Annotated in this window: 18 protein-coding genes; 3 read left to right on the top strand and 15 right to left on the bottom strand. The window is 51.1% G+C overall.

Annotated elements, in window-relative coordinates:
- Nucleotides 1-209: 209 nt before the first annotated feature.
- Together V4C51_RS15420 and V4C51_RS15425 are read right to left on the bottom strand one after the other, a co-directional pair.
- Nucleotides 210-434 carry a hypothetical protein gene (locus V4C51_RS15420; RefSeq protein WP_330927070.1) on the bottom strand — a complete coding sequence of 75 codons (225 nt, stop codon included), beginning with the start codon at nucleotides 432-434 and terminating at the stop codon, nucleotides 210-212.
- 269 nt (nucleotides 435-703) lie between these two features.
- Nucleotides 704-1,495 carry an SDR family NAD(P)-dependent oxidoreductase gene (locus tag V4C51_RS15425; RefSeq protein ID WP_330927071.1) on the bottom strand — a complete coding sequence of 264 codons (792 nt, stop codon included), beginning with the start codon at nucleotides 1,493-1,495 and terminating at the stop codon, nucleotides 704-706.
- A 262-nt stretch (nucleotides 1,496-1,757) separates the two neighbouring features.
- Between V4C51_RS15425 and V4C51_RS15430 the strand changes: the two genes are divergently transcribed.
- The gene (locus V4C51_RS15430) at nucleotides 1,758-2,384 is read left to right on the top strand and encodes a hypothetical protein (RefSeq protein WP_330927072.1); all 627 of its coding nucleotides are present in this window, start codon (nucleotides 1,758-1,760) and stop codon (nucleotides 2,382-2,384) included.
- A gap of 14 nt (nucleotides 2,385-2,398) precedes the next feature.
- On the opposite strand, the gene V4C51_RS15435 is transcribed toward V4C51_RS15430, so the two are convergent.
- From V4C51_RS15435 to V4C51_RS15445, 3 genes are all read right to left on the bottom strand, one after another.
- Complete coding sequence (locus tag V4C51_RS15435; protein ID WP_330927073.1) at nucleotides 2,399-3,373, bottom strand: contractile injection system protein, VgrG/Pvc8 family; 975 nt, start codon at nucleotides 3,371-3,373, stop codon at nucleotides 2,399-2,401.
- A 3-nt stretch (nucleotides 3,374-3,376) separates the two neighbouring features.
- Nucleotides 3,377-3,577, bottom strand: a complete 201-nt coding sequence (locus V4C51_RS15440; RefSeq protein ID WP_330927074.1) for a tail protein X — start codon at nucleotides 3,575-3,577, stop codon at nucleotides 3,377-3,379.
- Nucleotides 3,578-3,647: 70 nt separating this feature from the next.
- Complete coding sequence (locus tag V4C51_RS15445) at nucleotides 3,648-4,166, bottom strand: KilA-N domain-containing protein (RefSeq protein ID WP_330927075.1); 519 nt, start codon at nucleotides 4,164-4,166, stop codon at nucleotides 3,648-3,650.
- Nucleotides 4,167-4,238: 72 nt separating this feature from the next.
- On the opposite strand from V4C51_RS15445, the gene V4C51_RS15450 reads away from it, so the two are divergent.
- Complete coding sequence (locus tag V4C51_RS15450) at nucleotides 4,239-4,508, top strand: hypothetical protein (protein ID WP_330927076.1); 270 nt, start codon at nucleotides 4,239-4,241, stop codon at nucleotides 4,506-4,508.
- Nucleotides 4,509-4,786: 278 nt separating this feature from the next.
- On the opposite strand, the gene V4C51_RS15455 is transcribed toward V4C51_RS15450, so the two are convergent.
- The 4 genes from V4C51_RS15455 to V4C51_RS15470 are packed head-to-tail and all read right to left on the bottom strand — an operon-like array spanning nucleotide 4,787 to nucleotide 8,163.
- Nucleotides 4,787-5,119 carry a type II toxin-antitoxin system HicB family antitoxin gene (locus V4C51_RS15455; protein ID WP_330927077.1) on the bottom strand — a complete coding sequence of 111 codons (333 nt, stop codon included), beginning with the start codon at nucleotides 5,117-5,119 and terminating at the stop codon, nucleotides 4,787-4,789.
- Entirely contained in the window at nucleotides 5,116-5,370 is a 255-nt protein-coding gene (locus V4C51_RS15460; RefSeq protein WP_330927078.1) for a type II toxin-antitoxin system HicA family toxin, read from the bottom strand. Before V4C51_RS15460 ends, V4C51_RS15455 begins: the two co-directional genes overlap by 4 nt.
- Before the next feature lie 38 nt (nucleotides 5,371-5,408).
- Nucleotides 5,409-5,855: a phage tail protein gene (locus V4C51_RS15465; protein ID WP_330927079.1), complete on the bottom strand. Its 447-nt coding sequence runs from the start codon at nucleotides 5,853-5,855 to the stop codon at nucleotides 5,409-5,411.
- Nucleotides 5,848-8,163: a phage tail tape measure protein gene (locus tag V4C51_RS15470; protein WP_330927080.1), complete on the bottom strand. Its 2,316-nt coding sequence runs from the start codon at nucleotides 8,161-8,163 to the stop codon at nucleotides 5,848-5,850. Before V4C51_RS15470 ends, V4C51_RS15465 begins: the two co-directional genes overlap by 8 nt.
- Nucleotides 8,164-8,206: 43 nt before the next feature.
- Here V4C51_RS15470 and V4C51_RS15475 point away from each other — a divergent pair, with 43 nt between their 5' ends.
- A complete protein-coding gene (locus V4C51_RS15475; protein WP_330927081.1) occupies nucleotides 8,207-8,413 on the top strand; it encodes a hypothetical protein in 207 nt (68 codons plus the stop codon).
- Here the strand turns inward: V4C51_RS15475 and V4C51_RS15480 are convergent.
- The 6 genes from V4C51_RS15480 to V4C51_RS15505 form a co-directional block, all read right to left on the bottom strand.
- The gene (locus V4C51_RS15480; RefSeq protein ID WP_330927087.1) at nucleotides 8,400-8,519 is read right to left on the bottom strand and encodes a GpE family phage tail protein; all 120 of its coding nucleotides are present in this window, start codon (nucleotides 8,517-8,519) and stop codon (nucleotides 8,400-8,402) included. The genes V4C51_RS15475 and V4C51_RS15480 overlap by 14 nt on opposite strands.
- A 23-nt stretch (nucleotides 8,520-8,542) precedes the next feature.
- The gene (locus V4C51_RS15485; RefSeq protein WP_330927082.1) at nucleotides 8,543-8,788 is read right to left on the bottom strand and encodes a phage tail assembly protein; all 246 of its coding nucleotides are present in this window, start codon (nucleotides 8,786-8,788) and stop codon (nucleotides 8,543-8,545) included.
- A gap of 158 nt (nucleotides 8,789-8,946) precedes the next feature.
- On the bottom strand, nucleotides 8,947-9,111 hold the full coding sequence (locus V4C51_RS15490; protein ID WP_330927083.1) for a hypothetical protein: 165 nt from the start codon (nucleotides 9,109-9,111) through the stop codon (nucleotides 8,947-8,949).
- 100 nt (nucleotides 9,112-9,211) lie between these two features.
- Nucleotides 9,212-9,718, bottom strand: a complete 507-nt coding sequence (locus tag V4C51_RS15495) for a phage major tail tube protein (protein WP_330927084.1) — start codon at nucleotides 9,716-9,718, stop codon at nucleotides 9,212-9,214.
- Nucleotides 9,718-10,875 carry a phage tail sheath protein gene (locus V4C51_RS15500; protein WP_330927085.1) on the bottom strand — a complete coding sequence of 386 codons (1,158 nt, stop codon included), beginning with the start codon at nucleotides 10,873-10,875 and terminating at the stop codon, nucleotides 9,718-9,720. The genes V4C51_RS15495 and V4C51_RS15500 overlap by 1 nt, the downstream gene beginning before the upstream one ends.
- A 102-nt stretch (nucleotides 10,876-10,977) precedes the next feature.
- Nucleotides 10,978-11,202: a hypothetical protein gene (locus tag V4C51_RS15505; protein ID WP_330927086.1), complete on the bottom strand. Its 225-nt coding sequence runs from the start codon at nucleotides 11,200-11,202 to the stop codon at nucleotides 10,978-10,980.
- Nucleotides 11,203-11,302: the final 100 nt, after the last annotated feature.

The following is an 11,302-nucleotide window of genomic DNA, read 5'->3' on the forward strand; positions in this document are numbered from 1 at the left end:
CAAATCGTTTGGCGAAATGACAGCTTTTTGCCACTACCTACCTCTAACACCCTGAAATATATAGAGTAGACGCAGGTTCAAATCCCGCCGCCTCCACCAACATAGCTTTGTAATTCAATGAGTTACAGAAGCACTAAAGTTCAAAGTGGGTATTTTTATACCCACTTTTTGCATCTGAATGACAGCATTTTTGACAGCATAGTTTCCCCCTAGCTTATAGAATTGTACGTTTTGAACCACGCCTTAAAGTTGATTAATAGCTGGATGACCAGCCTTTCTTCTTCCGTTGGAGGCCTTTTCTGGTGAGCCGCATCGAATATATTCAACATGCCATCCACTTGCGATAGCCTGAGTTTAGCCTGCGCTTGAAAGCTATTTTTTTTACCTTGGTCATAGGAGCAGACTTTCTTAATCTGATTGGTTTTTTTTGGCATCACTGCTCTCCTAATGGCTGGCATAGGCAGCCAAAATATTTATACAAATTTTCTGTTTTTATTTATTCCGTATATTTTTTTTGAAAGATGAGGAATACCATCTCATTTTTTCTTACCCTTTTTGTATAAGGGCAAGAGAATTCCCTCCAATTAAATTCCTGGTGAAAAAAAATGATTTAGTTTTAGTGTGATTCCCAGCTATCAAGTAATACTTGATAGCTGCTCTTGCAAAACCTGACTGATAGGCTCCAGCCAGGTGTCAATTTGGGTTATTGAACCAAAGAACCCGTTGGACTGGTTGCCAGCATACCGCCATCTATGTTGAGTTCCGACCCTGTGATATAGGAGGCGTCATCAGAAGCCAGGAACAAAGCCGCTTTTGCTACTTCGTCAGCGGTGCCCAGTCGGTTCATAGGAATACCCCTGAGTAATTTGCCTACTGTGTTTTTTTGTCGCTCCGGGCCACCTGCCATTAGGGGCTTCCAGATGTCGGTGATGATGGCTCCGGGGTGGAGGCTGTTGCAGCGGATGTTGTAGCCTTTTTCCGCGCAGTGGACGGCAACGGATTTGGTGTGGTTGCGGACAGCGGCTTTGCTCGATGAGTAGGCCACGGTTCCGGGCAGGCCAACCTTGCCAGCAATGGATGAGATGTTGATGATGCTGGCGGCTGGTGATGACTTCATCAGGCCGATGGCATATTTACAGCCCAGGGCAACACCTTTCAGGTTAATGTTATGGACCTCATCCCAGCATTCCATGTCGAAGGTTTCCGGGTCTTGAAACTTTCCTTTGCAGAAGGGCAGATCAGTGATGCCCGCATTATTCACCAAAATATCCAGCTTGCCGTATTTTTCCTGAATGCGCTGCGTGACATCTCGCCAGTCACTCTCCTGACTGACATTCAACGGCAGGTATTCAGTCCCCTCACATGGCTCAATTTCCGGGTGGATATCCGTTAAAATAACAGTGGCCCGCTCTTTAACAAACAGCTCAGCGATGGCTCGGCCAATGCCCTTGTCAGCGCCCGTGATCAGCGCCACTTTATTTTTGAGTCGATACATCTTTTTGTACTTCCTTGGTGTTACTTATTGCTTTTCAGGGGTTACTTTAACAGCGATAAAAAAGACTGGGTAGTCCCAAATTATTAGGGTTGTTTTGTTGTTTTTTTGATCAAATCGCCCATAAATTAATCAGATTCTTGTTTAATCGGTCAATAATTGTTCAGTAGTAACACGGAGTATGTGGAATGTTACGCCGTTACATTTCTGGAAACCCTGATCTTGATAACTCTTTTGCCAGCAAGTTTTCTGGACGCCAATTTCAGTGCCTGTATTTGTACCGTTTGCTAGGGGCGACATCCGAACAAGTGGCCGAGATGATGGGGTGTCTGTTGAGAGTGTTAAAGAATATGCCAAACGGTGTAAGGCTATTTTAAGGCGTGAAGGGATGGGGCAGCTCAATAGCTTCGAGCTATGGCGGGAGATTTATCAGCGGCGTGTGATTAAACAGTTTGTGACGGATAAATCTGCCTGTCTGACCACCGACTTCAATGATATTCGGACAGACGCTCAGCGGCAGTTGGCACCGGAACCTTTCGTTTTATCGAGCTGCCTGAATCCTGACCCACCGCTGAATGGCTTGATGGCTCAGCAGATGTCAGCCCGCCAACAGCAGTGTGGCTACCTGTTTATGATTGGGGCGACTTATGAGCAGATCGGATGGCTTTTAGGGTTCAGCACCAGCACGGCCATTGAGCATATTCAGAAAGTAAGGCATGAGCTGGAACGGTTCGGCATGCTTAAAGCGTCAAGACTGATTGCCTGGCTATTTTTTTTTGGCCACAACTATATTCGCCAGGAGGTTCACCCGGACTCCCCTCTGTTGAACTATGGTTACACTGATATTCGTGAGTCATTGGGAATGGATAGCGGCAAATTTTTGAACTGGTAGCCGTGGCGCGCGATTCACTTTTTAAGTGATTCAATGGTAGCGATCGTTTTAAAGCCACTTTTGCCCAGGTTGTGTTCGACACGGGTGACGACCCAGTCACCGTCGATGCCTTCACGAAATCCCGTTAGGCTTAATGGGCTTTCGGCTTTTATGGTCGGGTTGCCCGGTAAGGTTAGCTGGCCGGTGACGGTGCCCCGCGCTAAGGCATCAAGTTTGGCCCGGGCGGCAGTTTTTGCCGCTTCTTCGTCAGGCTGGTTGCCGCGCAAGGCGTAAACAGGCTGGCCTTCCGATTGACCCACTCTTACGGGTATTTTCTGGGCTGTTTCGTTATTGTACCAGTGGGCAATGGCGGCAACATATTTACCCCGGTCTGCCATAGCAAAACGGTAACGGCTCAGCCCTTCAGGCTTCAGGGCAATAGCGGGCAAGGGTGGCCCACTGACTTTTCTGCCCTTGCCGCGCTCCGTAAAGATAAGGTGTCCCTGCTTGATTGAGCTGATGGCGTCGTACTGTTTTGAAAGCCGGGTGAGGAAATGGAGGTCTGACTCGTCGGTCTGGTCGATATGGGCAATGACTTTTGTCTTTAGCTCATCGGGAATCCTGGGCGTTAATTCGTGCTCGCTGGCAATGGTGGCAACAATATCACCCAAGGTGACGGCATCCCAGCTTCGGGATTTTCGCGCCTTGAGGCTTTGTCGAAAGTCGGCGGCACGTGCCCTGATAATCAGGGTATCAGGCGGGCCTTCTGCCACCAGCTCATCAACGACAAACAGGCCAATGTCCGTTAGCTGGTGATCATAACCCATATGTAAGCTGAGTTCGGCACCGGTTCTCGGTAAACGGATGGAGCGGTCACGGTCATCGAGGCGGATTTCCAAAGTATCGGATTGAATGCCACTCTCGTCGGTGACTTTCAGGGAGATTAAGCGCTCCCGAATGGCTTGGGTTATGTCTTGGCGATCAGCGGTTAAGGTGAAGACAGGTTGCACAGGTTAGTCCCAGAGGTTGATGTCAGTGGTAGGCCCGGGCAATGAAATCTCAGGCAGGTTAATAATAAGACCTGCCCGCAATACCGGACCCGCTTCTGCCAGGCTGGGGTTCGCTTCCAACACCTTTTCGATAACATCCACCCGCCCATAATGTGCCAGGCAAATCTGATCCAACATATCACCGTCACGGGTTCGGTATTTCATACGGTATTCCTTTGGGCATAAAAAAAGGGGTGGTTAGCCCCTGTTATGATGAATGCGTGAGTGGCGCTGGTTAAACCAGCAGCCTGGCATTGAAGGTCAGTTCCAACTGGTAGCGTTTTCTCAGCTCGTTGGTTTGTTGCTCCAGCCGCTTTTTATCCCAGCGGCGTTTTGCCAGGCCTTGCCCGTGAAAGCTGCCGATTTGTTCGGAGACTTTCACCTGCAGCACATGGTCGTGCAGTGCCTGAAACGGGTTGATGGTTTCCACCAGCTCGCCGGAGAAGAATTTGTCGAGGACTCGGTAAACCCCCACCTCAAATTCCGGGTCGATCCAGGCAGCGTATTTGTAGGCAAGGAGCTTATCGCCCCATGTGCCACCATGCTTTCCTCTGGTTTTTCTAAAGGCCGGATTTCCGGCTTTACTCAAAACATCTATAAATGCCGATGTTTTATCATTTTCCAAAAAGTAATTAGGCCGATTGTTTTTTGCTGAACCACTCGCCTTCCACATATCGGTCAGACTTACCATGCCGTCCTGATCAATTCTGACAGGACTATTAAACAGCTCTACCATTTGCATCGCGTTATTCATGTATTGGCCTCCTGCCATTAACGTGTCTCGTCTAAACGCGCGTTGGCTTTAGCTGGCTCAGGGTATGGGCGGTTGCCACCAGTTCCTCTACATCGCTTTCGGTCTGCCGGTTCAGGCAGACAATGGCGGTGGCTCGCTGGCGAGGTACTGCTGGGGCAGTTGAACGGCGTGGTCGCTATCCGTATCCAGACTGTTCTGGAGCAGGGTAGCCAGACCGTGGATGGCGAGCGTGTTGACACTCAATGTCTCCATCGCGGCGGAGCTAATGAGCTGCCGCTTCAGGGAGGGTTTATTGTTATTGTCGTCAGTCATGACGAGCCTCCGTTGATTAGGTTATGTTAACCGCCTCACAGAGGTTCCAAGCTCATGGGGAGGCGGATCGGGCGGGGTTGGAACTACCGGCATCAACGGGAACCGGCCAGCCCAAAGGCTGCCCCACCCGACCCACCATAAAACAGGTAAGCGCGGGCGCTACGCACAAAAAAAGCCGCATTGCGTGGGCGACTTGTGCGCCGCTGATGTTTTCGGGGTTCCAATCCCGGCACTGGATTTTGCCAGCGCAGTTTCATCATAGTTCTGAACGAAAATGCCTGTCAATTATTTGTTAAAGATTTTCGCTATCAACTCTGAGCCGCATGACTCAAAATATCGGTAGCCCACTGGTTAATGCTTTTTCCGTTCACCTCGGCAGCGACCATCACCGCCGCATGAACCTCTGGCGGTACTCGCAACAACAGCTTACCAGAGCATGGTTTTTGTGCGGGGCGTCCAGTTTCTTCGCTAATGGCGATGTAGTTATCCACAGCTTCATGAAAGGCTTGCTCAAGTTCATCAACCGTAGAACCATGAAAGCCGACGATATCCTGAATACCTGCCAGATGGCCGACAAAAATACGATCCTCGTCATCAAACTCGATGCGGGCAAAGTACCCTTTGTATTTCATTTTGTTCATAGTGTAATTCCTGCCAGTTCAAGAAACCGCCGGGCATCTTTTACCCGGTAACGCAACGCGGCTTTGTCTGGGTGAGGGCGGTGGAAGTCAGCTCGTATACCATTTAATACAAAACTGACGGCTGAGCCTGCTCGCTCAGTACGCTCCGCCCCTAACGCCAGAAACAATGCCTCGATTTTGCGCCACTCCAGATTGCCATTAACGGGTTCTGAAAACAGTGCCTCGAAGGTTTTCCGGTGTTTACTATTCATAGATTAATGATAGCATTTTTTGCTATCATTGCGACGAATTACACGACATTCCCCCGAATCGGTTGAACACTACCCACGGTTGTGAACCGGTCGGGCTTGTCTTCGCCATATTCCACCAGCGACACCTGGAAACGAATATGCCGGGGGGCACCGTTGCTCATCAAGTCTGTTTGGGTTTCCCGTAATTCAGTCACGCACCATTTCCCCCAGGCGTTGCCCAAGCCATCGGTCATCAGCAATGGCTCACCCCTGCCCGCTTCGCCCCGCAGGGAATGAATCTGAAGTAAGCCGCCTTGGTAATGGGGCAGAATAAGTCCCTCAAGGGTCATCGTATCAGCATCTGGTCCCGTGAACTGCCAGGCAGGTTTTCTGCCTATCCGTTGCTGTGCCTGCCACCGGTAACGACTGGCGCGTCGCAAGGTTTGATAGGCAGCGGTATTGATACTGAAGCGGTATTGTCCAAGGGTCATCAGGGTATCACTCATCGTGCTGGACTCCTTGCTGTCTGTAGCGCTGTTGGTCGTTTATTTTTTCCATGACCTTTTCAGCCAGCGCTTCAGCGTCTTCACCCGGCTGTTGATGAATCTGAACGCGCTCGATAGTGGTTTGTTGTTGTGTAATGGGCGCGGGCATGGCGACCGCGGGCGCGGCTACCAGCGCGGCGGTGACCGCCGCGGCGGCTTTGACGGATGAAGCCTTTTCTGGTGACTCAGGTTTATCTTCAGAGTCTGAGAACAAACTGCCGAGCGTTGAGCCAAGCCAATCCCCCCCTATGCCGCCCGCAATACTGCCAGCGATGCCACCAACCACTGTGCCAAGCCCAGGTACCACTGATCCCAATATGGCACCTAACTTTGCGCCTGCTATAGCGCCGCCAATACCACCGACTGTGGCGCTAATGTCAGCGGCTTTCTGCCCAGCGGTCATTTTGTCATCCATCAGGGTTGAGCCAATGCTTAGCGCGCCAATGCCTGTGCCCACAATACCCAAGCCACGTGCAAGCCGCCGCCCGCGGCCTTTCTTTTTCGGGTTCTCATCATCGCCGAAGCTGCCACCAGAGAACCCGCCACCCATGTTAATTTTGGCTTTACGGGCACTTAGTCCCATCATGGCAATGGCACCAGTCAATGCGGCAATGGCGGTAATTACTGGAGCGGCAATCAGGGCGATAACACCAATCCCACCAATCAAGCCAACGATACCCGTCGTCAGGCTCGGACTTGTTTCCACGAACTTATTCAGGCTATCAATAAAACTTTCGATTTTAGGAATCAGCTTTTCAAGCACAGGCAACAGCGCTTGTCCAATTCGATCCTGCAAATCCCGCCAGCGCTGATCCATCAACTTCAGCCTATTGCCGGTGGTGTTTGACCGGTTTTCAAATTCACGCTGCATACTGCCAACAAAGTCGGTCTCATCACCCAACAGTTGAACTGCCTTCTGGTATTGTTCAATACTGCCGGTGAGTAATGAGATATCATCGGCATACTCAGTACCAAATAGATTGGCAAGCACGCCTGCCCGTGACTGGTTATCCAGGCTTGCCAGTGTCTCAAGAAATTCATTTAACGAACCTTGGGCATCGTCGCCAATGGCCGCGGTCAAGTCGCTGGCTGAATAGCCCAGCTCTGCCAGGGCATCCTGAAATTTGGAACCTTGCTTTTCTGCGGTTTGCAGTTTGATCAATAAGGCATTGATGGCTGTGGCTGCCACTTCTGGCGGTTTACCCAAGGCAATAAAGGCATCCACCAGCGCCGTGGCTTCCCGTGCTGAAAGCCCGAAGGTTTTGGCTGTGCCACCAATACGCTGAAGAGCCGGAACAATATCCCGTGCCTTGGCCGCCGTATTATCAGACAGGTGATTAATGACATCGCCCAGCTTTTCAACTTGATCAATGGGAATCTGGTAAACATTAGCCAGCTTTGCCATGGCATCGCCGGCTTCTTCCGGCAGCATATCGAATGCTGTAGACATCTTGGCAACGGTTTCCACAAAGGCGGGCAGTGATGCCTGCTCTACGCCTAACTGACCACCGGCCGCGGCTATTTCTGCCAGCCCTTCTTTGGCGATGGGGATGGTTTTACTCATTTCCTTGAGGTGGTCGCCAAACGCTTTCAACTGTTCAGGCGACTCGAAGTTTACTACCTTGCGTACGTCTGCCATGGCGGATTCAAAGCTAATAGCCTGGCGCAAAGGCTCCTGCAGTACCCGTGTGAAGCTTTGACCTACCCTGGCAGTGGCCTCACTGATAAACGAAATATTAGCCGCCCGTTGTATACCCCTTTCGTAAATGCGAGTCGCCTGGTTCAGCGCCTGCGCTTTTTGTTTGGCAGCCGCCATGCTTTGCTCAAGCCGCTTGATTTTACTGGCTGCCTCATTACTGGCTTGTCCTAGCTTACGGGTATCGGTGCCTGCGTCCCTTAGCTGGCTTCGCATACTCCGGGCTTCCTGCCGCAGGTTGTTATGCGTAGCAGCCAGTCTTTTTGTCACCCGCTGGGAACGCTCAAACTCTTTCTGTAGTTTTTTGGTGGGCTTGTCCGCACTTGCTAATGCTTTACCCAGTCGCGACGTTTTCCGCCGCGCCTGATCCAGCTCAGCCGCAGTACTGCCGAGCTTTTTATTCAGGGCACCTAGCGCATCGATATTCTTTTTATGCCCATTGAGCTTGCTCAACTGGTTTTGTTGCTGCTTGAGGCTGTTGGAGAACTTATCGGTGGTGCTGGCAACCTTACGCAGGGGCGCGGTCACCTTGTCCACCGCCTCAATGATCAACGAAAGGCGAGTGTCTGCCATGCTATAATTACCTTATAATAAGTGACTAAGCGAAGGGGGTTATATGGCGGTTAGTATTATGTGGGGCTTATTTCAGTTTGTAGCGGGCTGGCTCATGCTCTATGGCCTGAAACAGGGAGATGTACTGTTTATTGCGCTCGGCCCGGCCCTTTACCTGTTCGGCTCCGGCTTTACGCTCCTGATCGATGCCAACCTGAACGACATTGGACACACCGAAACCGGCGGTCCCACTTCTATCAGCCGCTTTTGACCTTTGCCCGTTCCAGCGCCAGCTTGTGGTAGGCAGCTAACTCCTCCAGAGGCATTGTTTTCATATCCGACAATGACCAGTGAAAGATTACAGCCAGGTTTGCCATCACAGGCCGGAACTCTTTCGGGTTTATTCCAAAAAACCCACCACCTTATCAGCCAGTTTATTAAAATCCGCGGCGTCCATTGTTCGGATAGCGGCAGGGGATACCCCGGAGATCCTCGACACGAGTAGAATACTTTTACCCAACTCGGTTTTTTCTACCTGTTGGGCTTCCAGGTCAGTCACGGTAATTCTGCGCAAGTGCAGCGTATCAGTTTCAATGCTATCGACTTCAATGGGGTAGTTCAGTTTAAACGCTTCTTTCTGGGACATGATGGGCTCATCCTTTTGTTTATTCTGTACTGACTCACGCAAGCAAAGAGCTAGCCGCGCTAATGGCTGCCATTGCCACGCCAAGACTTAAAATAAGTCCGGCTCTGTCTGCGCCTTTTGACGTCATTTTTCCATATACCTTTACTAAAGATGATGGTTTAACTGAATGCGCCGGTACCGCTCAGCACCTCAATCAATCGGGATAGACCATAGATCAGAAGAGTTGTACCCACGGAAAACCTTAAATACGGGCTGCTTGACGCGTCCATTTTGATTCCTCTTAGCCAGCGCGAGACAAAGACAACCCTGCTATTATTTTTCATATTCATTCCTTTGGTGTCTGATGGGATAAGGGATGGATTAAAAAACCCGATTGTTGGGCGCGATCGGGTTTTTGTTTTTCTGCTGTTTTTTCCGCTGTTTTTAAATCCCCAGTGCTGAGCGCAGCTCTTTAGTCTGATCCACCCCGTCGATGACACAAACAAAGTTCACCGGGTCGATTTCATGGATAACTTCATCATCAATGCTCAGGCGGTAGTAATCTAACGTCATGCCAATTTTCAGGCTGGTATCATCGCCGGGCTTCCAGCTACCATAATCGGTTTCTTTGATTAATCCCCGCTGGGTGACAACGACCTTGCCCTTGGTTCCATCCTGACTAACGGTTGCCCCACGGAACTCAAAGGGCACTGTGCTACCAGGCACGACCTTCAGTTGCTTCAATACCACCTTACTGACACTGTTCAGCGTAAAGCTGCTTTCCAGCTTCTCCACTTCGCCGGTGGGAATATCCACCGCCGCTCCCATACCACCGGCCATGTACTCCCTGAACTTTGGCGTCACCTTTGGCGGTGTCAGCTCCTGTACTTCACCGACAAAATTATTGCCGTCAAAGTACATATTCATATTGGTCAGAATGTCTTTAATCATCAGACAATTTCCTCCAGGTAATCATTGTTTAAATGACTGCGGAAGGTGAGTCGCTCCGCTGGGCTGTAGGGGCCAAAGTCGAAATCAAAATACACTCTGCCCGCCTGGATCGCTTCTTTTGTATTCAGGTCTTTATCTGCCCAGCACGAGCCACCAGCAATGGCACCCAGTGCTTTAAGCTCACGCAGGTAAGCGTTGACGCCATCGGTGACGCTTTCAACATAGGTGGCGGTGATATTCCGATCCACTGCCCAAAGGTGCGCGCGCTGGATGCTGTCCTGAATAATATCTGCCGTACGACGTACAGAAAGGAACGCCCATTTTGGGTCAGCGCCCAGGGTGCGGTTGCCCCATAGCCGGAAACCATTCTCACGGATAATCGTGCTGACATTGCTTTCGTTCAGCAGGTTAGCCCGGGCATTGACGTCACCGAGAGTAAAATCAACCGGGCGAGCCGTGCCAATAATCCCCAGCATTTCAGTATTGGATGGGGACCACCAAAAGCCACGGTCATTATCAGAGCGGGCAATCATGCCAGCGACACGGGCAGAAGCTGGCTGTACCGTTTCAGCATTGAGCTGGGTATCCCAGATCTTCACCCAAGGGTCTACCAGGTAAGCACGGTGGGAGCCAAAGTTTCCGGCATACGTCTTGGCGGCATCGTCGGTGGTATTAGGTCCGTCGATAATAGCCACTGCTCGCAGCTTCTCAGCGATCACCACCAGCTCAGCAGCGACAGGTTGCTGGTGACTGAAGCCAGGCGCGCAGAGAATACGCGGTTGCGCACCGACAACACTCTTGGCTCCCAGCAGGGCATGGACACCTTCATAATCACCGCCAGCGGTGACACCGCCAACGACATTGGACAAGGTTTCATCGTCGTCAGCATCTTGCCGCACACGCACCACGACAACCACGGCCCCGGCCTGATCAAAGATACCATCAATACTGGCAGGCAAGGTGCCACCATCGCCCAGGGCAGCGGCTTCTGCCCGATTACCCGCAATCAGTACCGGTGTATTCAGGGGAAACTTCACGGCATCCGCATTAGGTGCTGTTCCAATCAAGCCAATCACCGAACTTTTCACCGTTCGGATTGGGCGTGTGCCACCGTCGATTTCGACGACTTCGACGCCATGTAAAAAATCTGAGGCCATAGTTTTCTCCTTATTACGGGTTTGGAAAGCGGACATAAAAAAGCCTTCGGATGAAGGCTTTGGAGTACTGCTCATTTATCAAGGTTTGTCTTACTGCTTTGCTTAGCGCCTATCACCTTCGTCAACTTCGATAGACTTTTCACAGTGATCCGGGTCTACCACATCCAGCAGTCTGCACAGCACACAGCCCCAGCGTTTGCCCTGGCGGTTAGCCTTGGCCGCCCGACTGCTGATGGTTTCGTCAGGATGACCGGCCAGTAACGTATTGACTAGCTGGTCAATGGCAATCAGCAGATTCCAGACATACCGTGTTATGGCTTTTCTCACACGCTGGCCTCCGGGTTGATGCTGTTGAGTTGATCAATAAAAGGTTGGGCGATGGTCATATAGTCCGCCTCTTCCCCCGCGTTCTCTGTCGCCTGTTTTC

The sequence above is a fragment of the Candidatus Sororendozoicomonas aggregata genome, assembly GCF_031528575.1.
GTDB lineage: Bacteria > Pseudomonadota > Gammaproteobacteria > Pseudomonadales > Endozoicomonadaceae > Endonucleibacter > Endonucleibacter aggregata.